Source organism: Geodermatophilus sp. SYSU D00079, assembly GCF_054050635.1.
In genome coordinates, this window is the sequence record NZ_JBJGZS010000005.1 from 88736 (window position 1) to 112097 (window position 23362).

The 23362-nt window shown below is 75.1% G+C and carries 26 protein-coding genes; 15 read left to right on the forward strand and 11 right to left on the reverse strand.

What is annotated here, in order from left to right; translation table 11 throughout:
• Positions 1-10 precede the first annotated feature (10 nt).
• Positions 11-409 (forward strand): STAS domain-containing protein, encoded by a 399-nt coding sequence (locus ACI79E_RS06720; protein WP_456931748.1) that lies wholly within the window; start codon positions 11-13, stop codon positions 407-409.
• 71 nt (positions 410-480) lie between these two features.
• Here the strand turns inward: ACI79E_RS06720 and ACI79E_RS06725 are convergent, their stop codons facing one another.
• Both ACI79E_RS06725 and ACI79E_RS06730 read right to left on the reverse strand, forming a co-directional pair.
• A complete protein-coding gene (locus ACI79E_RS06725) occupies positions 481-1503 on the reverse strand; it encodes a DNA topoisomerase IB (RefSeq protein ID WP_456931749.1) in 1023 nt (340 codons plus the stop codon).
• 58 nt (positions 1504-1561) lie between these two features.
• Entirely contained in the window at positions 1562-3430 is a 1869-nt protein-coding gene (locus ACI79E_RS06730; RefSeq protein WP_456931750.1) for a SpoIIE family protein phosphatase, read from the reverse strand.
• A 223-nt stretch (positions 3431-3653) separates the two neighbouring features.
• Between ACI79E_RS06730 and ACI79E_RS06735 the strand changes: the two genes are divergently transcribed.
• Together ACI79E_RS06735 and ACI79E_RS06740 are read left to right on the forward strand one after the other, a co-directional pair.
• Positions 3654-4151, forward strand: a complete 498-nt coding sequence (locus tag ACI79E_RS06735; RefSeq protein ID WP_456931751.1) for an ATP-binding protein — start codon at positions 3654-3656, stop codon at positions 4149-4151.
• On the forward strand, positions 4148-5131 hold the full coding sequence (locus ACI79E_RS06740; protein ID WP_456931752.1) for an RNA polymerase sigma factor SigF: 984 nt from the start codon (positions 4148-4150) through the stop codon (positions 5129-5131). The genes ACI79E_RS06735 and ACI79E_RS06740 overlap by 4 nt, the downstream gene beginning before the upstream one ends.
• A 101-nt stretch (positions 5132-5232) precedes the next feature.
• On the opposite strand, the gene ACI79E_RS06745 is transcribed toward ACI79E_RS06740, so the two are convergent.
• The gene (locus ACI79E_RS06745; protein ID WP_456931753.1) at positions 5233-6453 is read right to left on the reverse strand and encodes an SPFH domain-containing protein; all 1221 of its coding nucleotides are present in this window, start codon (positions 6451-6453) and stop codon (positions 5233-5235) included.
• 45 nt (positions 6454-6498) lie between these two features.
• Positions 6499-6942, reverse strand: a complete 444-nt coding sequence (locus ACI79E_RS06750; protein ID WP_456931754.1) for an NfeD family protein — start codon at positions 6940-6942, stop codon at positions 6499-6501.
• 86 nt (positions 6943-7028) lie between these two features.
• On the opposite strand from ACI79E_RS06750, the gene ACI79E_RS06755 reads away from it, so the two are divergent.
• Positions 7029-7766 carry a hypothetical protein gene (locus tag ACI79E_RS06755; RefSeq protein ID WP_456931755.1) on the forward strand — a complete coding sequence of 246 codons (738 nt, stop codon included), beginning with the start codon at positions 7029-7031 and terminating at the stop codon, positions 7764-7766.
• Between the two features lie 17 nt (positions 7767-7783).
• On the opposite strand, the gene ACI79E_RS06760 is transcribed toward ACI79E_RS06755, so the two are convergent.
• The 4 genes from ACI79E_RS06760 to ACI79E_RS06775 all read right to left on the reverse strand — a co-directional run bounded on the left by ACI79E_RS06760 (position 7784) and on the right by ACI79E_RS06775 (position 11370).
• Complete coding sequence (locus ACI79E_RS06760) at positions 7784-8911, reverse strand: ferrochelatase (protein WP_456931756.1); 1128 nt, start codon at positions 8909-8911, stop codon at positions 7784-7786.
• Positions 8912-8951: 40 nt separating this feature from the next.
• Positions 8952-9725 (reverse strand): enoyl-ACP reductase FabI, encoded by a 774-nt coding sequence (fabI, locus tag ACI79E_RS06765; RefSeq protein WP_456931757.1) that lies wholly within the window; start codon positions 9723-9725, stop codon positions 8952-8954.
• On the reverse strand, positions 9725-10411 hold the full coding sequence (gene fabG / locus ACI79E_RS06770; RefSeq protein WP_456931758.1) for a 3-oxoacyl-ACP reductase FabG: 687 nt from the start codon (positions 10409-10411) through the stop codon (positions 9725-9727). The genes fabI and fabG overlap by 1 nt, the downstream gene beginning before the upstream one ends.
• A gap of 188 nt (positions 10412-10599) precedes the next feature.
• A complete protein-coding gene (locus ACI79E_RS06775; RefSeq protein ID WP_456931759.1) occupies positions 10600-11370 on the reverse strand; it encodes a hypothetical protein in 771 nt (256 codons plus the stop codon).
• A gap of 343 nt (positions 11371-11713) precedes the next feature.
• On the opposite strand from ACI79E_RS06775, the gene ACI79E_RS06780 reads away from it, so the two are divergent.
• Positions 11714-12154 carry a MarR family winged helix-turn-helix transcriptional regulator gene (locus ACI79E_RS06780; RefSeq protein ID WP_456931760.1) on the forward strand — a complete coding sequence of 147 codons (441 nt, stop codon included), beginning with the start codon at positions 11714-11716 and terminating at the stop codon, positions 12152-12154.
• A 69-nt stretch (positions 12155-12223) separates the two neighbouring features.
• Here ACI79E_RS06780 and ACI79E_RS06785 read toward each other — a convergent pair whose 3' ends face one another.
• The gene (locus ACI79E_RS06785; protein ID WP_456931761.1) at positions 12224-13624 is read right to left on the reverse strand and encodes an alpha/beta hydrolase family protein; all 1401 of its coding nucleotides are present in this window, start codon (positions 13622-13624) and stop codon (positions 12224-12226) included.
• Positions 13625-13811: 187 nt separating this feature from the next.
• On the opposite strand from ACI79E_RS06785, the gene ACI79E_RS06790 reads away from it, so the two are divergent.
• Genes ACI79E_RS06790 through ACI79E_RS06805 form a run of 4 tightly spaced genes read left to right on the forward strand, consistent with a single transcriptional unit; the run spans position 13812 to position 16268 of the window.
• Positions 13812-14306 (forward strand): DUF2975 domain-containing protein, encoded by a 495-nt coding sequence (locus ACI79E_RS06790; RefSeq protein WP_456931762.1) that lies wholly within the window; start codon positions 13812-13814, stop codon positions 14304-14306.
• The gene (locus ACI79E_RS06795; protein WP_456931763.1) at positions 14306-14542 is read left to right on the forward strand and encodes a helix-turn-helix domain-containing protein; all 237 of its coding nucleotides are present in this window, start codon (positions 14306-14308) and stop codon (positions 14540-14542) included. The genes ACI79E_RS06790 and ACI79E_RS06795 overlap by 1 nt, the downstream gene beginning before the upstream one ends.
• Positions 14539-15477: an ATP-binding cassette domain-containing protein gene (locus ACI79E_RS06800; RefSeq protein ID WP_456931764.1), complete on the forward strand. Its 939-nt coding sequence runs from the start codon at positions 14539-14541 to the stop codon at positions 15475-15477. Before ACI79E_RS06795 ends, ACI79E_RS06800 begins: the two co-directional genes overlap by 4 nt.
• Complete coding sequence (locus tag ACI79E_RS06805; protein WP_456931765.1) at positions 15474-16268, forward strand: hypothetical protein; 795 nt, start codon at positions 15474-15476, stop codon at positions 16266-16268. Before ACI79E_RS06800 ends, ACI79E_RS06805 begins: the two co-directional genes overlap by 4 nt.
• A 13-nt stretch (positions 16269-16281) precedes the next feature.
• On the opposite strand, the gene ACI79E_RS06810 is transcribed toward ACI79E_RS06805, so the two are convergent.
• Complete coding sequence (locus ACI79E_RS06810) at positions 16282-17106, reverse strand: class I SAM-dependent methyltransferase (RefSeq protein WP_456931766.1); 825 nt, start codon at positions 17104-17106, stop codon at positions 16282-16284.
• A gap of 221 nt (positions 17107-17327) precedes the next feature.
• Here ACI79E_RS06810 and ACI79E_RS06815 point away from each other — a divergent pair, with 221 nt between their 5' ends.
• The 4 genes from ACI79E_RS06815 (at position 17328) to msrA (ending at position 20558) form a co-directional block, all read left to right on the forward strand.
• Positions 17328-17840, forward strand: coding sequence for a DinB family protein (locus ACI79E_RS06815; RefSeq protein WP_456931767.1), 513 nt, complete (start codon positions 17328-17330; stop codon positions 17838-17840).
• An 87-nt stretch (positions 17841-17927) separates the two neighbouring features.
• A complete protein-coding gene (locus ACI79E_RS06820) occupies positions 17928-18731 on the forward strand; it encodes an MBL fold metallo-hydrolase (RefSeq protein WP_456931768.1) in 804 nt (267 codons plus the stop codon).
• 215 nt (positions 18732-18946) lie between these two features.
• Positions 18947-19864 (forward strand): hypothetical protein, encoded by a 918-nt coding sequence (locus ACI79E_RS06825; RefSeq protein WP_456931769.1) that lies wholly within the window; start codon positions 18947-18949, stop codon positions 19862-19864.
• Between the two features lie 178 nt (positions 19865-20042).
• Positions 20043-20558 (forward strand): peptide-methionine (S)-S-oxide reductase MsrA, encoded by a 516-nt coding sequence (msrA, locus tag ACI79E_RS06830; protein WP_456931770.1) that lies wholly within the window; start codon positions 20043-20045, stop codon positions 20556-20558.
• Between the two features lie 110 nt (positions 20559-20668).
• Here the strand turns inward: msrA and ACI79E_RS06835 are convergent, their stop codons facing one another.
• On the reverse strand, positions 20669-21493 hold the full coding sequence (locus tag ACI79E_RS06835) for an alpha/beta fold hydrolase (protein WP_456931771.1): 825 nt from the start codon (positions 21491-21493) through the stop codon (positions 20669-20671).
• Positions 21494-21721: 228 nt separating this feature from the next.
• Here ACI79E_RS06835 and ACI79E_RS06840 point away from each other — a divergent pair, with 228 nt between their 5' ends.
• Together ACI79E_RS06840 and ACI79E_RS06845 are read left to right on the forward strand one after the other, a co-directional pair.
• Positions 21722-22345 carry a hypothetical protein gene (locus ACI79E_RS06840; protein ID WP_456931772.1) on the forward strand — a complete coding sequence of 208 codons (624 nt, stop codon included), beginning with the start codon at positions 21722-21724 and terminating at the stop codon, positions 22343-22345.
• Between the two features lie 9 nt (positions 22346-22354).
• Positions 22355-23326 carry a quinone oxidoreductase family protein gene (locus ACI79E_RS06845; protein WP_456931773.1) on the forward strand — a complete coding sequence of 324 codons (972 nt, stop codon included), beginning with the start codon at positions 22355-22357 and terminating at the stop codon, positions 23324-23326.
• Positions 23327-23362 lie beyond the last annotated feature (36 nt).

The window sequence follows — 23362 nt, forward strand, 5'->3', positions numbered from 1 at the left end:
AGCTCAGCCCGTGACCACATCCGACCTGCCTGCCGAGGGGCAGCCCGACGTGTCGACCGAAGGCACCGAGGCGCCCTTCGACGACGTGATCACGCTCTCCACCTCCACCGGGGACGACGGCGCGGTCACGGTGACGGTCGTCGGCGAAGTGGACACGTTCACCGCCCCGGTCCTCCGCTCGTCCCTGGACACCCAGCTGGAGCAGCAGCCGGCGAGCCTGGTCATCGACCTGTCCGGCGTGCAGTTCCTCGGCTCCGCCGGGCTCGCCGTCCTCGTCGAGACCCAGAAGTCGGCCCGCTCCCGCGACGTCGACCTGCGCCTGGTCGCCACGACCCGCGCGGTCACGCGGCCGCTGGAGGTCACCGGTCTGATCGACCTGTTCACCATCGTGGACGGCAGCGCCCGCTGACGACGGGCCCCTGCGGGGGCCGACACACGACGGAGGCCCCGCCATCGGCGGGGCCTCCGTCGTGTCCGGGCTCAGCTGGTGAGCATCTGGCAGACCGCCTGCTCGAGCACCTTCTGGGCCGTCCGGTCGTCGGGGGCCGACGCCGCCTCCCCCAGCGCGGGCGCGATGGTCTCGCCGTTCTCGAAGCGGTCCACGACCCGCGGGTCGACGTAGCTGGCCTTGCACACCGCCGGGGTGTTGCCCAACGTCTCGGACACCCGCTCGTAGGCCTGCTTGACCACGCGCTTGCGGGCGGTCTTCGTCGCCGGCTGCGGTGTCTCGGCCAGCGTCGCGGCCATCAGCACGGTCGCGTTCCAGGTGCGGAAGTCCTTCGCGGTGACCTCCGCGTCGCTGATCTCCTTGAGGTAGGCGTTGACCTCGGTGCTGGTCACGTCGTGCCACACCCGGCCGGGCCCGGTCGGGTCGTCCACCCAGTAGCCGAGCAGCTCGTCGCCGGTGTCGCCCGGTCGTCTGAGCAGCTCCCGGACCACGTCGGCGGTCGGCCGGTCGGTCAGCTCGAGCTCCCGCTCGATGCCGCCCTTGGCCGTGTAGGAGAAGAACACCCGCTCCCCCCGCACGCGCACGTGCTCCCGGCGCAGGGTGGCCAGGCCGTAGGTGCCGTTGTCCTCGGCGTACTGCTCGCTGCCCACCCGGAAGGCCCCGAGGTCCAGCAGCCGGACGGCGGCGGCGAGCACCCGTTCCCGGGTGAGCCCACTGCCGGTGACCGCCTCGACCACCGCCTCGCGGACGTCGGGCAGCTGGTGGGCGATCTCCAGCACCCGTTCGTGCTTCTCGGCGTCGCGCCGGGCGCGCCACTGGTCGTGGTAGCGGTACTGACGACGGCCGGCGGCGTCCACCCCCGTGGCCTGGATGTGCCCGTTGGGCCAGGGGCAGATCCAGACGTCCTTCCACGCCGGGGGGATGGCGAGGGCGCGCACCCGCTCCAGGCGCTCGTCCCTGATCAGGGAGCCGTCGGTGTCGTAGTAGGCGAAGCCGCGGCCGGCGCGCCGGCGCCGCCATCCGGGGCCGTGCACGTCGCTGCGGCGGAGTCTCACGCCCGGAGGATGCGCACCGGCGGCGTTCCCCAAACGGACCCGGCGGCGTCGTCCCCCGTCAGCGCAGCTCGACCAGCCCGGCCAGCCCGCTGATGTCCAGGATGTGCCGGGTGACGCCGCCGTCGGGGGCGTGCACGACCAGCCGCCACCCCTCGTCGCCGGCGATGCGGGCCATGGCCAGCACGACCCGGACCGCGGCGCTGCTGAACAGGGTGACGGCGGTGAGGTCGAGCTCCACGCGGCCGGTGCCGCCGTGGCTGGCCTCCAGGAGCCGGATGCGCATCTGCTCGGCGCCGACGAGGTCCACCTCGCCCGAGGCCCGCACCACGGGGCGCTCGGCGGTGCGGTCGACGACGACCTCCGCGGTGCTGGCGCTCGCGTGCCGCTCCTCGATCTCGTCCGGGCTGCGGCGCAACCGCATGCTGAGCGTGACGGTGGTGCCGTGCTCGCCCTGCAGCACCACGCCGTCCACCAGCTGCCGCATGATCAGCAGCCCCCGGCCGCGGTCGCCGGGGTCGCGGTCCGGCGGCCGCCAGGTCCCCTCGTCGCGGACGGTGACGGTCAGCAGCCCGTCGACGTCCACCGCGGCGGTGACGTACACGCGCCCCGGCTCGGTGCCGCGGTAGGCGTGCTCCACGGCGTTCGCGCACGCCTCGCCCACCGCGACCATGACCCCGACCCGGTCCTGCTCGCCCATGCCCAGCGCCGTCAGCCAGCCGCCCAGCCGGCGGCGAACCGCCGGCAGCGACGACGGGACGGCGGGCAGGTCCAGCTCGACGGGTTCGGTGGTCTCCGCGCGCCGGTGGGCGACCAGCACCGCGATGTCGTCGGGCCGCTCCCCCGAGTCCAGCAGCCGCTCGACGACGTCGGCGGCCAGGCCGGCCGCACCCTCCTCGTCGAGGCCGCCGGGGCCGGTCAGCGCGTCGCGGGTGACCTGGGCGAGCCGGTCCAGGCCCTGGGCCGGCGGCGGCCCGGAGGCCGCGACGGCGCCGTCGGAGTAGAGGACGAGCGTCGCGCCGGGCGGCAGCTCCGCGCTCCGGGCGACCGTGGGCGCGCCCGGGAGGCTGCCCAGCGGCGGACGGGGGGGCAGGGGCAGGAACGACGTCGTCCCGTCGGCCTGCACCACCAGCGGCGCGGGGTGCCCGGCGGCGGCGTAGGTCAGCCGGCCGGTGGCGGCCTCGAGGACCGCGTAGAACACCGAGGCCCCCTCGACGTCCTCCATCTGGGCGGCGAACGCGTCGAGGGCGGCGACGACCGCGGCGGGAGCGGGGTCCCGCAGCGCCACCGACCGCATCGCGCCGCGCAGGCGGCTCATCGCCCCGGCGGCCGGGACGCCGTGGCCGACGGCGTCGCCGATCACCAGCGCCACCCGGCCGCGCCCGAGCGGGACGGCGTCGTACCAGTCGCCGCCCGCGGCCCGCACCGAGCTGGCCCGGTGGTAGCTGCCCGACAGCCGCAGGTCGGGCAGCAGCGGCAGCGTCGGCGGCAGCAGCGAGTGCTGCGCCAGCTCCACCACGTCGGCCTCGGTGGCCGGGCGGCCGACCGGCGCCCGGGCCTCGGCGTCGGCGTCGTCCGCGGGCTCCACGACCAGCAGCACGCCCGGCCCGCCGGCGACGGTCAGCGGCTGCAGCACGACGCTGGTGGTCTGCCCGTCGGTCCCGACCGCGCCGTGCAGGGTCTCCGGCCGGCCGGTCCGCGCGACCGCGTCGGCCAGGTCGGCGACCCGGCGTCCGGCGACGGACGGGAGGTCGGCCCGGGTCGCCCCCAGCTGGCGGGCCCGGGCGTTGGCCCAGACCGGTTCCATGGCCGGCCCGGCGAGGCAGTAGATCGCCGCCGGGGCCTCCTCCATGGCCGCGACCAGCACGGCTCCACCCGCGTCCTCGACGGGACCGGACCCTGGCGGCGGGCTCTCCTGGCTGGCGTTCATCTGCGGCCAGGAAACAACAGCCCCAGGGGGGCGGCAACCGCGCTCCCCCAGGTGGGGCGGGGGGTTTGCCCGCTCCGCGGGTCGGGTACAGCCGCCCTTCGGGCGCCATGCCCGTCCGCGACGCGCCGGTGTCGGCCGCCGGTCGGGCAGGATGGGTGCAGAACCGCGCGCGCCGGGTCCCGGCGCGCGGGTGCGAACGCACGAGACGAGGAGCGGACGACGGATGGTGGACTCGAGGGGTGCCCTCGCGCACGACGGGCGGCGCGCCGAGCGACTGGAACTGCGGGTGCCCACCACCCCGACCCAGCTGCCCGCGGTGCGGGCCATGGCCGGTGACCTGGCGATGCGGATGGACTACGACCTGGACGCGGTCGAGGACCTCCGCCTGGCGGTGGACGAGGCCTGCGCGACGCTCGCCTCGGTGGTGTCCGACGACCGCCGCCTGACCGTCGTGTTCGAGACGACCCGGGCCGGCCTGCACATCGACGCCTGGGTGCCCACGACCGAGGGCACCGACGTCCCGCGCGACGGCTTCGGCTGGGCGGTGCTGCACACCCTGGTCGACAACGTGGAGGCCGGGCCGGCCACCCAGGCGACCGTGCCGGCCGGCGACGGCTCCGGCGCACCGGTCGCCCTCATCTCCATGGACAAGTTCCTGCCGGGCCAGCACCCCGACCAGGTGCTCGGTGGCGCGGGCCAGAACGTCTCGGTCGCGCGGTGACCCGGGGGGCTACCGCGAGGTCCCAGCCGGTCGAGGAGGACACCCTGCGCGACGACGACCCCTCCACCGCCCCCCGCGAGGGAGAGGCCGCGTCCGGGGAGCAGCCGGTCGTGGTGCCCGACCCCCGGACCGAGACGGTGCCGGCGGACGCCGCGGCCGAACCGGAGGCGGACGCCGAGCCGGAGGCCGCGGCCGAGCCCGACGCCGTCCCGGTGTCGGACAACCGCCGCCGCGCCGAGCGCACCGCCCCGCTGTTCGCGGAGTTGGCGACGCTGGAGAAGGGCGACCCCCGCCGGGAGCGGCTGCGCGAGATCCTGGTCGAGGAGCACCTGCCGCTCGTGCGGCACTTCGCCCGGCGGTTCAGCAACCGCGGTGAGCCGTTCGACGACCTGCTCCAGGTCGGCACCCTCGGCCTGATCGCGGCGATCGACCGGTTCGACCCGACCCGCGGCGTGGAGTTCCTCTCCTTCGCGGTGCCGACGATCACCGGGGAGATCAAGCGGCACTTCCGCGACCAGGGCTGGTCGGTGCGGGTGCCGCGCCGGCTGCAGGAGCTGCACCTGTCGCTCAACGCGGCGGTGGGTGAGCTGGCCCAGAAGAACGGCCGGGCCCCGACGCCGTCGGAGCTGGCCGAGCACCTGGGCATCCCGCGCGCGGAGGTCCTCGAGGGGCTCGCCGTCGCCAACGCCTACCGCAGCAGCTCCCTGGACGAGCGGCTCTCCGGCGAGGACGACTCCCCCACCCTGGCGGCCACCCTGGGCGAGGAGGACGCCGCGCTGGAGGGCGTGGAGTACCGCGAGTCGCTGCAGCCCCTGCTGGCCACGATCCCGGCCCGCGAGCGCCGCATCCTGATCCTGCGGTTCTTCGGCAACATGACCCAGTCCCAGATCGCCGCCGACATCGGCATCTCGCAGATGCACGTGTCGCGGCTGCTCAGCCAGACCCTCGCCAAGCTGCGCGAGGGCCTGCTCAAGGACTGAGGCCGGCCCCCTGCCCCGACCGCTCGCGGCGGGGTCTGCAGGGGGCCGGACGGCTGCGGCACCGGCGTGCCCGTGCCGCAGCCGTCGGGGACGGGGCCGCGCTACGCCCGGGGCCGGCCGTCGTCGGGGACGTCGAACTGCTCGCGCACCGCGGGGTCGGCGGCCGGGCCGCTGTCGCGCACGTCCTCGGTGACCTGCGCCAGCGACGGCGGGGCCGGCACGGCCGGTTCGGTGTCGGTGATGCTGGTCAGCTCGATCTTCGCCTCGGGCTGGTCGGCCGCCCGCGGCAGCTGTGACTCGAACCAGCTGCTGGTGTCCAGGCCGCCGTCCTTGGGTCCGGACCCGGCGCCGTTGGCCGCCGCGCCGACGTCCATCCACGACGACCCGCCCTGGGCGCCGCCCAGGTTGGCCAGCCCCTCCAGCGCCTTGCTGAACTCACTGGGGACGATCCACATCTTGTTGGCGTCGCCCTGCGCGATCTGCGGCAGCGTCTGCAGGTACTGGTAGGCCAGCAGGCCCTGGTCGGGCTTGCCGTCGTGGATGGCCTGGAACACCGTCTCGATCGACTTCGCCTGGCCCTGCGCCTGCAGGAACAGCGCCGCCCGCTCACCCTCGGCGCGCAGGATCCGGCTCTGCCGCTCGGCCTCCGCCTCGAGGATCGCCGCCTGCTTCTTGCCCTCCGCGGACAGGATCGCCGCGGCCTTCTGCCCCTCGGCGGTGGTGATCGCCGACTGCCGGGCGCCCTCGGCCTGCAGGATGATGGCGCGCTTGTCGCGGTCGGCGCGCATCTGCTTCTCCATCGAGTCCTGGATGGAGGGCGGCGGGTCGATCGCCTTGATCTCCACGCGGGCCACCCGCAGCCCCCACGGGCCGGTGGTGCCGTCGAGCACCGAGCGCAGCTGGCTGTTGATGCCGTCGCGGCCGGTGAGCGCGCCCTCGAGGTTCAGCCCGCCGACGACGTTGCGCAGCGTCGTGGTGGTGAGCTGCTCCATGCCGGTGATGTAGTTGGCGATGCCGTACACGGCCAGCCGCGGGTCGGTGACCTGGAAGTAGACGACGGTGTCGATGCCGACCTGCAGGTTGTCGGCGGTGATCACCGGCTGCGGCGGGAACGAGACGACCTGCTCACGCAGGTCGATGGTGGCGCGGACGCGGTCGATGAACGGCACGAGGATCGACAGGCCCGGTGAGAGCGTGCGGCTGTAGCGGCCGAGCCGCTCGACCACCTTGGCCTGCGCCTGCGGCACGATCGTCACGCTCTTGGCGATGACGACCACGACCAGCAGCGCGACCACGATGAGGGCGATCAGGGCGGGGGTCACGGGGAGCTCCCTTCGTCAGGGGTGGAACGGGTCCGGGGGTGCGCGTCACTCCAGTTCGAGGGCATCTCCCACGACGGCGGTGGCCCCGTCGACCTGGAGGATCCGCACGGTGGTGCCGACCGGGAAGTGCTCGCCGCCGTACTGGCTGCGGGCGGTCCACTCGTCGGCGCCCAACCGGATGCGCCCGCCGTGCCCGTCGACGGCCTCGGTGACCTTCGCCGTCCGGCCGATGAGGGTGGCGACGCCGTCGAGCTGCTCGGGCGTGCGGTCCACCAGGTGCCGTTTGGCCAGCGGGCGGACGACGACCAGCAGCAGCGCCGAGACGACGATGAACCCCACGAGTTGGAGCGCGACCGGACCGCCGAGCAGGGCGACGGTCATGCCGCCGAGCGCACCGCCGGCGAACATGAGCAGGACCAGGTCGAGACTGGCCATCTCACCCGCGGCGAACAGGCCCGATGCGATGAGCCACAACAGCCAGGCGTCCACCCTGACACTCTCGCAGACCGGAACCGGAGAGTGATCGATCTCAACACCATCGTCACCTCCACGGGCACTCGACATAACCTCGCTGGGTGCACGACTTCCCCGCCGGCCGGTTCGCGGTCTGGGCGACCGCCTGGCTCACCGGCCGCTCCTCCTACGACGAGGCGCTCGACGCGCTGCTCGGCGAGACCGCGCACCGGGTCACCGGGATGCCCGGCACCGAGGAGGCGGTCCCCCTCGGCTGGGCGCTGACCGGGCTGCGCGGCCTGGGCGAGCGCCGGTTCCGGCTGGTCCTCCCCGTGCCCGGCGACGTCCGCGGGCTCCCGCGGGCGCCGGGCCTGACCGAGCTGGCGCTGGAGGCGGGGCAGGCGGCCGTCGGGGAGCGCCTCGCGCTGGTCCCCGAGCAGCTGGGCCCCGAGGTGGTGCAGTGGACGGCGACCAGCCTGGACGGCGTCCCCCCGGCGCCGCCGCCGGTGGAGGGCTCCCTGCGCGCGGTGTCCGGCGCGCTGGACCTCGCGGTGGGCGACGCGGCGCGCACCCTGGTCGACCTCGACCTGGCCCGCTGGCACCCGGAGGTGCCGGCGCTGCTCGCCGGGCTCGCCCGGCCGGCCCACGTGCCGGGGATGCCGCCGGGCACCGACCCGCTGGCCCTGTCGGTGCTGGCCCGCGCGCAGCGGCTGGCGCGGGTGCTCGACCTGGCGCTCACCGACGCCCCCGGCGGGGCGGTCACCCACACCCAGGCCGCCGCCCGGGACGACGCGCTGCGACCGCTCGCCGACGCCGTCCGCGAGGCGGTCACCGCCGCCTTCAACGCGATCCCGCGGTAGTCCTCCCCGCGTTGCCCTCAGGCGGTCGGGCGGGCGGGCCGCTGCACGAGACAGCACGCCGCCGGGCAGTTGGTCCCCAGCCGCGGCGGGCCGCCGGCCCGGCGCTCCTGCACCAGCTCCCGGACCGTGGCGACGAACGCCGGGTGGGTGCCGGCCGTGCCCGCCCGGGCGAAGGCCAGGCCCAGCTCCGCGGCGGTCTCGCGGGCCTCGTTGTCGAGGTCCCAGACCACCTCGAGGTGGTCGCTGACGAAGCCGACCGGGAAGAGCACGACCGCCTCCTCCCCCGCCCCGGCGAGCGCGCGGAGGTGGTCGTTGACGTCGGGCTCCAGCCACGGCACCGACGGCGGGCCGCTGCGGCTCTGCCACACCAGGTCGAACGACCGCCCCGGCGCCACGGCGTCCACCACCTGCCGGGCGGCGGCCATGAGCTCGGCCTCGTAGGCGTGACCCTCGGGCCCGGCGACGGCGGCCATCGCGTCGGGGATGCTGTGCGCGGTGGCCACCAGCCGGGCGCCGTCCCGCAGGTGGTCCGGCAGCGACGCCAGCGCGGCGGCCAGGGCGTCGGCGTTGGCCCGCACGAAACCGGGGGCGTCGAAGTAGTGCGGCAGCTTCTCGGCGGTCGGCGCGCCGGGGCCGGACGCGGCGCGGGCCCGGGCGACGTCCTCGTGGTACTGCCGGCACCCCGACGCCGAGGCGTAGGCGGAGGTGGCGAAGACGTAGACGTGCTCGATGCCGTCGTCGGCCATCTGCCGCCAGGTGTCCTCGACGTAGGGCGCCCAGTTGCGGTTGCCCCAGTAGACCGGCAGCTCGACGCCGGCGGCGGCGAGCTCGGTCTCGACGGCGGCGATCAGCGCCTTGTTCTGGTCGTTGATCGGGCTGACGCCACCGAAGTGGTGGTAGTGCTCGGCGACCGCCTCGAGGCGCTCGCGCGGGATCCCGCGGCCGCGGGTGACGTTCTCGAGGAACGGCATCACGTCGTCCGGCCCCTCCGGACCGCCGAAGGACAGGACCAGCAGGGCCTCCCGCCGTCCCGGTGGCGCGGGCTCCGTGGACGGCGGGACGCCGCCGTTGTTGCGGACGGCGAGCGAGGGGTCCTCGTCGGGTCGCTGGCCGGGGTGGATGTCGACGTCGGTGGCGCGGGGCACGCTGCTTCTTCCTGGAGGGTGCGGAGGACGGATGCGGCTCTCACACGCCGACGGCGTGGAAGCCCCCGTCGACGTGCACGATCTCGCCGGTGGTGGCGGGGAACCAGTCCGACAGCAGGGCGACGACGGCCTTGCCGGCGGGCTCGGTGTCGGTGACCGACCAGCCCAGCGGGGCGCGGCCCTCCCAGGCCTCCTCGAACTGCGCGCTGCCCGGGATGGACTTCATGGCCATGCTCCGGAGCGGGCCGGCGGCGACGATGTTGGACCGAACGCCCTCGGGGCCGAGCTCGCGCGCCAGGTAGCGGCTGACGGACTCCAGCGCCGCCTTGGCCGCGCCCATCCAGCCGTAGACCGGCCAGGCGACGGAGGCGTCGAAGGTGAGTCCGACGACCGAGGACGGGTTGGCCAGCAGCGGCCGGCAGGCCTGGGTGAGTGAGGCGTAGGACCAGGACGAGACCTGGAACGCCGTCGCCGCGTGCTCCCACGCGACCTCGGGGAAGCCCTCCCCCATGGCCTCCTGCGGGGCGAAGCCGATGGAGTGGACGACGCCGTCGAGGGTGTCGAAGCCCTGCTCCCGCAGCCGGTCGGCCAGCGTCGACAGGTGCTCGGTGTCGGTGACGTCCAGCTCGACCACCGCGGCCTCGGCCGGCAGCCGCCTGGCGATGCGCTGGCACAGCGACAGGGCGCGGCCGAAGTTGGACAGCACCACGGTGGCGCCCTGCTCCTGCGCGATCCGGGCGGTCGCGTACGCGATCGACGCCTCGGTCAGGACCCCCGTGACCAGGATCTTCTTGCCCTCGAGGATGCCGCTCATCAGTGCCCCATTCCCAGTCCGCCGTCGACCGGGACGACCGCCCCGGTGATGTAGCCGGCCGCGTCGCTCGCGAGGAAGCGCACCACGCCCGCGATCTCCTCCGCCGAGGCGTACCGGCCCAGCGGCACCTGCCCGAGGATCTCCTGCTGCCGCTTCTCCGGCAGCGCCGCCGTCATGTCGGTCTCCACGAAGCCGGGTGCGACGACGTTGGCGGTGATCCCGCGGCTGCCCAGCTCCCGGGCGATCGACCGGGCCAGGCCCACCAGCCCCGCCTTCGACGCCGCGTAGTTGGTCTGCCCGGCCGAGCCGAGCAGCCCGACGACGGAGGAGATGAACACGATGCGGCCGCTGCGGGCCCGGACCATCTTGGCCGCGGCCCGCTTCGACACCCGGTAGGCGGCGGTGAGGTTGGCGTCGAGGACGTCGGTGAAGTCCGCCTCCTTCATCCGCATGAGCAGGCCGTCGCGGGTGATGCCGGCGTTGCTCACCAGCACCTCCACCGGCCCCTGGTGCTCCTCGACCTCGCCGAACGCCCGGTCGACGTCCTCGGTGCTGGTGACGTCGCACCGCACGCCGAACAGCCCGTCGGGGACGCCGCTGCCGCGGTGGGTGACCGCCACCGAGTCGCCCTGCTCGGCGAAGGAGCGGGCGATGGCCAGCCCGATCCCCCGGTTCCCCCCGGTCACGAGCACCGATCTGCCCACTGCGTCACTCCCCTGCGCCGGCGGCACCGTCGGGCACCGAACCTAGTCGGTGGGCGCAGGTCACACCTCCGCGCGGCGGCGAGCGGGCCGGCGCCGGGTCAGCCCCGGCAGGAGCGCCACGCCGCGGGGCCGCGCCGTGGCGGGGGTCGCCGACGTGCAGCGCCGCGCGGTCAGGACCTCGTGATGGACCAGGGCCCGTCCGCCTCGACCGTCAGCACCACCGTGCCGGAGGGGATGAGCGTCTGCCCCGAGTAGGCGCCGATCTCGTTGACGAGCAGGTCCTGGGAGTCGCCGTAGGCCCACACCGCGAAGTTGGACTCCCCCTGGTGGGCGAACGTGACCGGGGTGAGCCCCTCGGCCGCGCCGGCGACGAGGACGACGCCGGCCCCCTCCCCGGTGAACGGCGCCCCTCCGTCCCACGAGGGTGCCGAGGCCAGCGGCGCGGAGGTGACGCTCCACTGGCCGTCGGCCTCGATCCGCAGGGCCGCCGCCTCCTCCCCGACGAGGAAGTTGAGCGGGTGCACTCCGGAGTACGACCCGATCTCGTTGACGAGCAGGTCGATGTCCCGTCCCTGCTCGTCGACGGCCCACACGGCGAAGTTGGAGGTCCCGGCGTGGGTGATCGTGACGGCCCGCGCATCGCGGGCGGTGAGCGTCTGCACCGTCGTGCCCGCGCCGGAGTACTGCTCGGTCGGCGCCGGCTCCGGTTCCGGGGCGGGGGGCGGCGGTGGTGCGGGGGTCGACCGCCGCGGCGACGTCGTCGTCGGTGCCGCGCTCGGGGACGGCGGGTCCTCCGCCATCGTCGCCGTGCCGGCGCGGTCGGCCGGTGACACCCCGGGGCTGACACCGTCACCCCCGCCGACGACGACGGCGACCACGACGACCGCGGCCACCAGCGCGCCCAGGCCGGCCACCCACCAGCTCCGGTACCAGGGGCCCACCGGTGCCGGGTGCTGAGCCCGGGCCGGCACACCGGCCGGGACCGGCACGCCGTCGTGGAGCCAGAGCGGCCAGCCGGGTGGCGGTGGCCCCCAGGCCGGGTCCGGCTGCCATCCCGGCGGAGGCGTCCACCCCTCGGGCGGTCGCGGCCAGTTCGGCGGCGGGTTGAAGCGCGTGGACATGGGAGCCACCCCCGTGGTCTCGGGTCGAGGATCCCGCACGCTACGGGCCGGTTCCGCCCTCCACCCGTCGCCGACGGTCACGGATCGGGAACGTCCGTCCCGTCCCGGTGGTGCCGCCCCTCGCGCCGACTCCCGGCCCCGCGGGGTGGGCGAAGATGAGGGGGTGTCCACGCCCGGCCGCCCGTCCACCCTCTACCTGGTCAAACAGCTGGAGCAGGCCGTGCGCGCCCGGCTGGACGAGGTGCTGCGCCCGGCCGGCATCACGCCCCTGCAGTACACGGCGCTGACCGTGCTGGAGCGGCACACGGACCTGAGCACCGCGGAGCTGGCCCGCAACTCGTTCGTCACCGACCAGAGCGCCGCGGACATGGTGGCCGCCCTGGAGGAGCGGGGCCTGCTGTCCCGGGTGCCCGACCCGCGCGACCGGCGCCGTCGGGTGCTGCGACTCACGGGGCCGGGTCGGGATCTCCTGGACCGCTACCGGGACGAGGTGGGCCGCCTCGAGTCGCGGATGGTGGCCCCGCTGAGCTCGGGTCAGGCCGAGGACCTCCGCCGGTACGTGCTGCTGTGCCGGGCCGCCCTGGACAGCCAGCCGCCGCGCTGAGCGGGCCGGCCGGGGTGCCGCGCCCGGCCGGGTGGGGCGCACCGCCCCTCACCCGGCCGGACCGGCCGCTCACTCGTCCCCGTGCCGCCCCGGCTCGCCGAGCCCGCCGACCAGGCGCGCCGGGTCGAAGCGGGTGTACCGCGCCGTGGTGCCGAGCTCGAGTGCGTCGGCGGCCGCGTTCAGCTGCCGCGGGGAGGCGACGTCGCCCCAGCGGCCGGTGTCGAGCCGCTGCTCCAGGGCCTGGAGTGCCGCGACCTGCTCCGCCGGCTGGAACTCGCAGTGGCCGGCGCCCTCGACGTAGGCCTGCCGCAGCAGCCGGGTCTCACCGGCCCGGTGCACCTGCTCGGCGTACCAGTCCTCGTGCTCGACCGGGACCAGCTCGTCGGCCACGGTGTGGATGGCCAGCTGCGGGACCTCCAGCTCCCCGGTCACCATCGACGACCGGGTGAGGTCGTCCACGGCGTCGGGGTCGGCCTCGACGTCGGCCTCGCCGGTCAGCGTGGCCAGGTCGGCGTCCAGGTCCAGGCCGGCATCGCGGTACAGCGCGCGCACCTGGCGGGCGTGCGGGCTGCTGTCCAGCAGCTCCCGGTAGTCCACCCCGGCGTTGTAGGCGCTGTTGCCGCCGGCGACGAGCTCGATCTGCTGCCGGCCGGTGACGTACCGCTCGAGGCCGCCACCGACCAGGGCCTCGTACTGCTGCACCTGCTCGGCCGCCGGGTCGCGCGGGTCCGCCGGGGCGTCCCCGGAGTACCAGGTGGCCGTGTTGAGGAACGCCGCGGCCAGGGCGATCCGCGCGCGGCCCTCGGGGCTCTCCTGGGCGGCGGTGACCGCGGCGGTCAGGTCGGCCGCCGCCCGGGCGGCCTGCTCCGGGCCGTCGTACCGGACCAGGGGGATGTCCTGCCCCGGGGCCAGCAGCGTGGCCAGGGCGTGGACGCCGTCGAGCTGGTAGTTGTTCAGGTTGAGCGCACCGGCGACCAGCCCGCAGGTGGTCAGCACGCCGTCGATCTCGCCCCGCGGGTCCTCCGCCTGCCGGGCACTGACCAGGCCGCCCATGGACCGGCCGAAGGCGATCGTCCGCTCCGGCTCGACACCCAGCGTGGCCTCGAAGGCCGCCAGCGCGGCGTACTGGTCGTCGACCGCGGATTCCAGTGCCCACATCGACGGGCCGGAGTACGACGAGCCCACGAGGGCGTAGCCCTGGTCCAGAAGCTCCTGCCGGGTCGCGTCGTCCGGGGCGTCACGCGCCACCAACGGCCCGAAGCCGTGCGCGAACAGGACGACGGTGCCGTTCCACTGCTCCGGCACGTGCCCCAGCCACGTGGCGCCGCTGCCCAGGTCGCCGCGGTACTCCCCCGGCGGGACGACCGGATCGGCCGCCGGTGCGGCGTTCGCCGCGGTGACCGCTCCTCCGCCGCCCACCAGCGCGACGGCCCCCGCCACGGCCGCCAGCCGGGTCCCCCACCTGTCCACGTCTCCCCCACTCCCGCCGGACGGCGTCCGGCACCGCTGTGCTGTGACGCCGACCACCCTGGCACGCGATCGAGGGAGGAGTACAGGTTTCCTGGACTTCTCCACGGTGGGTGACGAACCCATGCCACGCGGCGACCTCACGGCGTGGTCTATTGACAATCGATAGGAACCAGCTGATCGTCGATCCATGCTGACGGAACACCGGGCCGTGGGCCCGCTCCGGGTCCTGCTCGCGCTGGTCTTCGCCGCCCTGGTGGTGGCGCAGATCTGGGCCCTGCCCGGGCTGCTGCCCGACATCGCCGACCCGTCGCTGGAGCAGTCGGTCGTGCGGGGGACGATGCTGACGGTCTCGGTGCTGGGGCTGGTGTGCGTCCAGGTCGTCATCGTCTGCACCTGGCAGCTGCTGACACTTGTCCGCCACGACCGCATCTTCAGCGCCAGCGCCCTGCCGTGGGTGAACGCGATCGTGGGGGCGATCGCCGTGGGGTGGCTGATGCTCCTCGGCGCCTTCGTCTGCGCCTACTACTTCATCGTCGACGAGGTCAGCGACGACCCGGTGCTGCCCGCGCTGCTGCTGGTGCTGCTGCTCGTCGGCGCCGTGGTGGGTCTGCTCATGGTCGTGATGCGGGCACTGCTGCGGCAGGCCACGACCCTGCGGACCGACATGGAAGCGGTCATCTGATGCCCATCGTCGTGCGCATCGACGTCGAACTGGCCAAGCGCAAGATGAGCGTCGGCGAGTTCGCCGAGCGCGTGGGGCTCACCCCCGCGAACGTCGCCGTCCTGAAGAACGGCCGCGCCAAGGCCGTCCGCTTCAGCACCCTGGAGGCGATGTGCCGGGTGCTCGGCTGCCAGCCCGGGGACCTGCTCGAGTGGGTCCCGGAGGACTCCGCCGCCCCGCACGAGGCCCGCCGGTGATCGAGGTCCGGGGGCTCACCAAGCGCTACGGCGACGTCCTGGCCGTCGACGACCTCGGCTTCGACGTCCGGCCGGGGGCGGTGACCGGTTTCCTGGGTCCGAACGGTGCCGGGAAGTCCACGACCATGCGGGTGGTGCTGGGCCTGGACCGGCCCACGTCCGGGCAGGCCCTCGTCAACGGGCGCCCGTTCGCCACCCTGCCCGAACCGCTGCGCGAGGTCGGCGCGCTCCTCGACCCCGGCGCCGTGCACCCCGGCCGCACCGGGCGCGACCACCTGCGCGTGGCCGCCCGGACCAACGGCGTCCCGCTGCGCCGGGTGGAGGAGGTGGTCGAGCAGGTCGGGCTCGGCCGCGCGGCCCGCCGCCGGATCAGGGGCTACTCCCTCGGGATGCGCCAGCGCCTGGGCATCGCCGCGGCGCTGCTCGGCGACCCCGGTGTGCTGGTGTTCGACGAGCCGGTCAACGGCCTGGACCTCGACGGCGTCCGCTGGATCCGCGGACTGCTGCGCCGGCTCGCCGACGAGGGGCGCACCGTGCTGGTCTCCAGCCACCTGCTCAGCGAGATGCAGCAGACCGCCGACCGGCTGGTGGTCATCGGCCGCGGCCGGCTGATCGCGGACGCGACGACGGAGGAGATCCTCCGGGGGCTGGGCAACCGCACGGTGCGGGTGCGCACCGCACAGGCCGGGGTCCTGCTCGCCCGGCTCCGCGCGTGCGGCCTGACGGTGCAGCGCGTCGACGCGCACGAGCTGCAGGTCGACGGCAGCACCGCCGAGGACGTCGGGGAGCTCGCCCACGCCGCCGACGTCCCGCTGCACCACCTCTCCGAGGTGACCCAGTCCCTCGAGGAGGCCTACCTCGCGCTCACCGGCGAGGGCGTCGAGCACGCCAGTGCCCGGGTGGAGCCGGTACCGACGACGGAGGGAGCACCGTGACCGCGACGCCGACCCCCGCAGCCTCCGACGTCTCCCGTGGACGGGTGCTCGCCCGCACCTGCGCGGCCGAGTGGACCCGGCTGTGGACGGTCCGGGCGACCTGGTGGTCCCTCCTGGCGGCCGCCGTGGTCATGGTGGGGATCGCCACCGTCGCCGGCCTCGACGTGGCCGGGGACCCGGGTCCACCCGGGAGCGCCGTGGCCTGGGCGGTCGTGACGGTGACGGTGGTACCGGCGCAGTTCGGCCTGCTCGCCCTGGCCCTCACCGCCGTCACGTCCGACTACGCGACCGGCGGGATCGTCCCGGCCCTGCAGTGGACGCCACGACGCGGCGTCCTGCTGCTGGCCCGCACCGGCGTGACGGTCGCCGCGACCACGGGTGCCGGCGTGCTGCTGGCACTGGCCGCCGGCCTCGCGGCCACCGTCGCGGGACGCCCGGTCGTCGGCCTGCCCGCCGACGAGGGCCTCGACGCGCTCGGCACCGTGGCCCTCGTCGTCGCGGCGGGCACCGCCCTCGCGGTCGGGCTCGGCTTCCTGCTGCGCAGCACGGCCGGGGCCCTGGTCACGGTCTTCCTCGTGGTGCTGGTGCTCCCGGTGCTGCTGCCCCAGTTCGGGTACGCGTGGACCTCCGCGCTGGCCGAGGTGCTGCCCGGGTCCGGCGCGGCGTTCCTGCTCCTCGGCGAGGTGCCGGGGATGACCGAGGCGTCGTCGGTGACGACGCTGCTCGCCTGGGCCGGGGGCGCCCTCCTGCTCGGCTGGCTCCGGTTGGCGCGCGACGACGCCAACCGGTGACCAGCCCCCGGGGTCAGCGCCGGGTGCCGACGGCGACCAGGTACTCCATCTCGAACCGGGCCTGGTCGGACGTGCCGCGGTTCCACTCGTCGCAGAAGCGGTCGAGCGCCTCGTCGAACTCGGCCGCGCGGCCCTCGCGTTCGGCGTTGGCGCGGGCGGCGATCGTCGGCCCGTAGTAGGCCCGGAAGTGCTGGGCGTACTCGTGCGGCTCGCGGAAGGCGGTGACCTCGAGGACGCCGGGGGTGGACGTCCGCCACTCGACCCGGTCGCCGAACAGCTCCCGGAGGTGGTCCTCGCTGCCCCACAGCGGCGGCGGCTGCGCGCCCGGTGGGGGCGGCGGGGCGAAGGGCTTCATCGTCGCGAAGAGCGCGCCGATCATGCCCTGCGGCGTCCAGCACAGCAGGCCGATGCGGCCGCCGGGCCGGCACACGCGCACGAGCTGGTCGGCGGCGTCCTGGTGGTGCGGCGCGAACATGACCCCGATCGCGGACATGACCACGTCGAAGGACCCGTCCTCGAAGGGCAGGTTCTCCGCGTCCGCCTCCGTCCACTCCAGGTCCAGCCCCTGCGCCTCGGCGCGGCGCCGGCCCGCCTCCAGCAGCTCGGGGGTCAGGTCGCTGGCGGTCACCCGCGCACCGCGCTCGGCGGCGGGCAGCGAGGCGTTGCCGGTGCCGGCCGCGACGTCGAGGACCTGCTGCCCCGCGCGGATGTCGCAGGCCTCCACCAGCCGGGGCCCGAGCGGCAGCAGGAACGTCTCGACCATCCGGGGGTAGTCGCCGGAGGCCCACATCTTCCGGTGCCGCGCCTTGAGTTCGGTGTCGTTGAGCGTGACGGACATGCCAGTTCCTCCCGCGGAGTCGGCCGGACCCCCCAGAGGATGGCCAGCCCGGCTCCTGCCGGACAGGGACGAACTGCCCCGCTCGGGTCGCGGTTCGGTGCCCCGCGAACCCGGGGACCAGGGACGGGGCAGGCGGGGTGACGACGCCGCCGTCCATCCCGAGAGACCCCCGCTGCCCCTAGCGTCGGCACGGACCACCGGAGGACGACGGAGGCGATCCCATGACCGGCACGACCACCCTCACCCGCGAGCGGACCGACCTGATCGAGTCACTGCGGCGACACCGCGCCTTCCTCCGGTTCACCGTCCGCGACCTGACCGACGAGCAGGCGCAGCGGCGACCGACCCGCAGCGCGCTGGACCTCGCCGGCCTGGTCAAGCACGTCGCGGCCACGGAGGCGGGGTGGGCCCGCTTCGCCGAGGGTGGCGCCGAGGCGATGCACCGCAACTGGGGCCCCGACGCCGCGGCCCGGCACTGGCACCTGGCCCGCGGGGAGACGCTGGCCGGCGTGCTCACCGACTACGAGCAGGTGGCGCGGCGCACCGACGACCTCGTGGCCGCCCTGCCCGACCTGGACGCCGAGCACGCGCTGCCCGAGGCACCGTGGTTCGAGCCGGGCGCCCGCTGGTCGGCCCGGCGGGTGTTCCTGCACATCATCGCGGAGACCGCCCAGCACGCCGGGCACGCCGACATCCTGCGGGAGGCGATCGACGGCCAGAAGACGATGGGCTGATCCGGTAGCACCCCCGAGCCGGGTTCGGTTGGACGTCGCCGCCGACCTACGGGAACGTCGTCACAGGCACCGCGGGGAGGAGAGCTCATGAGGGTCGGCGACATCGACGTGCACCCGATCGCCGACGGCACCTTCCGCGCCAGCCCCGGCTACTTCGGCGACCACGTCACCGCGCACGGCCACGAGGACTTCTTCGACCGGCACGGCCAGGCGTGGCTGCCGATCGGCACCTTCCTCGTCCGGACCGGCTCCACCGTGGTCCTGGTCGACACGGGCCTGGGCCCCGACCTGCACGACGACGGGCCCCGGAGGCTGCTCGTCGGCGGGCAGTTGATGGTCGGCCTGCGGGCCGCCGGGGTGAGTCCGGAGGACATCGACGTCGTCATCTGCACGCACCTGCACCTCGACCACTGCGGGTGGCTGTTCGACCTGGCCGGCCGGCCGGTCTTCCCGCGGGCCCACCTCTGGTTCGGGGCGGCCGACTGGCGGCACTTCGTCCTCGACCCGGGCAGCCGGATGCTCGACCACATCCGGCACGGGATGCAGACCACCGACGGCGCCCGCATCCACCTGGTCAGCGACGACACCACCGTCGTCCCCGGCGTCGACCTCATGCCGACCCCCGGGCACACCCCGGGCCACCTGTCGGTCGTCGTGTCCTCCGGGGTGCACCGGGCGCTGCTCCTCGGGGACGCGATCACGTGTCCCGTGCAGCTGGACGAGCCCTCGTGGCACGCCATGGGCGACGTCGATCCGCAGCTCGCCGCGCAGGTGCGGGAACGGCTGTTCCGGGAGCTGGAGGGCGACACGACCTACGGGGCCGGCGCCCACTTCCCCGAGCTCCAGTTCGGCCGCGTCCTGACCGGCCAGGTGCGCAGGTGGATCGGCTGAGACCCCCGCCGGGCTGACGCACCGGACCCGCCGGCCGCCCACCGGCCGGTACCGGACGGTGCCCTGAGCGGTTGCGCCCGCCGGGCGGCAGGACCCGGGCGGACGCCGGCCGGGGCTCGCACCAGCCCCCCGCGCCGGACGTGACCGGTGGGGCGCGTGGGACCCGTGGGGCGCGGCGCCACCACCGGCGCGGAGCCCGTGCGCACGATGGGGGCGTGCCCGCCCGACCGGACGCCGTCGCCGCACTGCCGGCCGCTCCCGGCGTGTACCGCTTCCGGGACGACGGCGGCCGGGTGCTGTACGTGGGGCGGGCCGGGGAGCTGCGCCGCCGGGTCAGCTCCTACTGGGGCGATCTGCGGGACCGCCGCCACCTGCGGCGGATGGTGCTCCGGGTCGCCCGGATCGAGGCGCTGGTCTGCGACTCCGCGCACGAGGCCGCCTGGGCCGAACGCAACCTGCTCGAGCGGTCGCTGCCACCCTGGAACCGGATCGTCGGCGGCCTGGAGGTGCCCGTCAGCATCCGCCTGGACCCCTCACCGGAGGCGCCGCGCCTCGGCCTCGCCTCCGCGCACCGGCCGGCACCGGGTGTCCGCCTCTTCGGGCCCTATCTCGGGGCGCGCAGGGTGCGGCTGGCCGTGTCCGGCCTGGAACGGCTCTACCCGCTGGGCCACGCCGGCCCGACCCGCACCGCCGGCGAGCGGGAGCTGGCGCGGCTGCGCGGCGGGCAGGACACCCCCGTCGCGCAGCTGGCGAGCGCCGTGGCCGCCGTGCTGGACCGCGAGCCGACCGCGGTCGCCGACGCACTGGCGGCACTGACCGCCCGGCGCGACGCCGCTGCCGGGGCGCAGGCATACGAGGCCGCGGCGCGGCTCCAGGAGGAGATCGAGGCGGTCGAGTGGGTGGTCGCGCCGCAGCGGGTCACCGCGCCCGGCGGGGAGGGCGACGAGGACGTCACCGCCTGGGCCGACGACGTCCTGGTCCGGCTCCGGATCCGCGACGGCCGACTCCGCGCCTGGGAGCAGGAGTCCTGCACCCGGTCGGTGCCCGGCACCCGGGCGCCGACCGGATGGGTCCCCTTCCTGCGTCGCAACGCGGAACTGGCCGCCCGGCTCGCCGCGCTGCCCGTCGGCTGAGCTGCTCCGCAGCGGGCGGTGGTCCCCGCCGCGTCCGGCCGCCGGGCCTGGCCGGCGCCCCGCGCAGCACCCCCGCCGGCCGGACCCGCCGACCGGGCCGGAGGCGAGACGCGAGGTGGGAAGCCCGGGCACCGGTCGCGGTGTTCACCCGTCGTGCTGGACACAGAAGGAGGCACACGTGACCACTGAGACCGCGATCCTCGCCGGCGGCTGCTTCTGGGGCGCCCAGGAGCTGCTGCGCAAGCGCCCCGGGGTGCTCTCCACCCGCGTCGGCTACTCCGGGGGCGACACGCCCAACGCGACGTACCGCGACCACGGCGACCACGCCGAGGCGGTCGAGATCGTCTTCGACCCCGAGGTGATCTCGTTCCGGGAGCTGCTGGAGTTCTTCTTCCAGATCCACGACCCGTCGACGAAGGACCGGCAGGGCAACGACGTCGGCCGGAGCTACCGCTCGGCGATCTTCTACACCAGCGACGAGCAGCACCGCGTGGCGCTCGACACGATCGCCGACGTCGACGCGTCGGGTCTGTGGCCCGGCAAGGTCGTCACCGAGGTGGCGCCGGCCGGTGCGTTCTGGGAGGCCGAGGAGGAGCACCAGGACTACCTGCAGAAGATCCCCTTCGGCTACACCTGCCACTACGTGCGGCCCGACTGGGTGCTGCCGCGCCGGGAGGCGCAGACCGCCCGATGACCTGACGTACCGATGGGCGTCCCGGGCGGTGCACCCGGGACGCCCGTCGAGGTCGTCGTTGCGACGGCGTCGAGGGGTGGTCGTCCCCGTTGAGGGGACCCACGTCGAGATCAGTCCTGGATGAAGGCCAGCAGGTCGGCGTTGATCGTCTCGGCCTGCGTGGTCGGCATGCCGTGCGGGAAGCCGGCGTAGGTCTTCAACGTCCCGTTCGGCAGGAGCTCGGCCGAGAGCGGGCCGGAGTCGGCATAGGGCACGACCTGGTCGTCGTCGCCGTGCATGACCAGCACGGGCACGGTGATCTTCTCCAGGTCGTCGGTGAAGTCGGTCTGGGAGAACGCGACGACACCGTCGTAGTGGGCCTTGGCGCCGCCCATCATCCCCTGCCGCCACCAGTTCTGGATGACCGCCTCGATCGGTTCCACGCCAGGGCGGTTGAACCCGTAGAACGCGGTGGCGGCGAGATCGCGGTAGAACGCCGACCGGTTGGCGGCCACCTGCTCCTGGATGCCGTCGAAGACGCTCTTGGGCAGCCCGCCCGGGTTGGCGTCGGTCTGCACCATGATCGGCGGCACCGCGCTGATCAGGACCGCCTTCGCGACCCGGTCCTGGCCGTGCCGGGCGACGTAGTGCGCGACCTCGCCCCCGCCGGTGGAGTGGCCGACGTGGACGGCGTCGCGTAGGTCGAGGTGCGCGACGAGCGCGGCCAGGTCGTCGGCGTAGTGGTCCATGTCGTGCCCGTCGCTGACCTGCGCCGAGCGACCGTGGCCCCGCCGGTCGTGCGCGATGACGCGGTAGCCCTGCCGCAGGAAGAACATCATCTGGGTGTCCCAGTCGTCCGCCGACAGCGGCCAGCCGTGGCTGAAGACGATCGGCTGGCCGCTGCCCCAGTCCTTGTAGTAGATCTCGGTTCCATCGGCGGTCGTGATGACGGGCATGGGTGAGCCTCCTGCTCCCGGTGTCGTGGACACCGACCTGTGGCCCGGCGGTCCGCGAGCCGCTCCCGACGCTAGGGCCGGCGGATGTCCGGGAGGTGTGCCCTGAGTGACCGACTTCGGGCCCTGCCTGCCGCCCCTGCGCCGCTCCCGGGCGCCTCCACACCGGAACCGCCGGGAACCACCACCGCCCCGGTCCCGACCCGCCGTGTCCTCGCGCAGGGAGCCCCGGTGGTCACCCTCCTCGACACCGACCGACTGGACCCCGCCGCACGCCGGCCCGCCCAGGTGGCCGAGCGGCTCGAGGCCGCTCCGGTCTCCCGCACCCGCTTCCACGACCCGCGTCAGCCCGCCCGGGCACGGCTCGACACCTGGGACCTCGGCGGCGTCTCGGTGGTGCGGCTGGAACTGTCCGGGGAGCTGACGCTGAGCCGCTCGCGCCGCCAGATCGGCACCGACGCCGCGCCGGTGGTCTCCTTCGCCGTCCAGGTGGACGATCCGCCAGCGGCTGGAGGGAGCGCGGCGGGACCTGTCCGACCTCGCCCACCGCGATCGTCCGATCGCCGTCGTCGCACGGTGCTGGGGGTTCACCGATCCGTCGTACTCCAGCCGCCGCTCCCGGCAGGCCTCCGGGACGACGCCTCGCGACTGGCGGCGCAGCGCCTCGACCGCCTCTGCGCCGCCGGTCTGGTGGTCCGGGCGGGCCACCCCGGCGGCCGCGAGCGTCCGACCGTGAGCGCGTCGCGCCGACGCTCCTCGGCAGCGGTGATGGGCGGGCCGCCCGCTCCGCCCTCATCGGCCGCGAGCATCGACCTCGGTCCGCTCCCCGTCCCGCTCGCCCCACGGGAGCCCTAGCCTCCGACCATGCGAGCCGTGCAGATCACCCGCTTCGGCGGGCCCGAGGTCCTCGACGTCGTCGACCTGCCCGACCCCGTCCCCGGTGACGGCCAGCAGCTGTTCGACGTCTCCTCCGCCGGCGTGAACTTCGCCGACACCCACCAGGTCGAGGACAGCTATCTGGCGCCACAGCAGCTGCCGCTCGTCCCCGGCGCGGAGTTCGTCGGGACGCCGGCCGGCGGCGGACCGCGGGTGGTCGGGCTGCTCGACGGAGGCGGGTACGCGCAGCGGGTCGCCGCCCATCCGCGGCTGACCTGGGAGGTCCCCGACGGCGTGACCGACGAGCAGGCGCTGGCCGTCGTCCTCCAGGGGTCGACCGCCTGGCACCTGCTGCGCACCAGCGCGCACCTGGCCACCGGCGAGACCGTCGTGGTGGTCGCCGGCGCCGGTGGGGTCGGTTCGCTGGCGGTCCAGCTCGCCCGCCGCTGGGGCGCCGGTCGGGTGATCGCCACCGCCTCCAGCGCGGAGAAGCGGGCGCTGACCGAGGAGCTCGGCGCCGACGCGAGCATCGACCCGGCTCTCGCCGACGACGACCCGAAGGCGTTCACCGCCGCGCTGCGCGAGGCCAACGGCGGCAGGCCCGTGGACGTCGTCCTGGAGATGACCGGCGGCAACGTCTTCACCGGCGCGCTGTCGGCGCTGGCCCCCTTCGGCCGGCTGGTCACCTACGGCATGGCCGCCCGCCAGGAGACCCGGGCGGTGCCGCCGGGGGCGCTCATGCAGCGGAGCCGCGCGGTCATCGGCTTCTGGCTGGCCCACTGCATGACCCGGCCGCACATGATGGACGCCGCGATGACCGAGCTGCTGGCCCTGGTCGCCGACGGGTCGCTGCGGCCGATCCCCGGGGGCCGCTACCCGCTGACCGCCGTCCGCGAGGCGCACCAGGACCTGCTCGCCCGCCGCACCACCGGCAAGCTCACCCTCGACCCCGCGCGCTGAGCGGAGTGGCCGGGCCGCGGGAACCGCTCCCCGGCC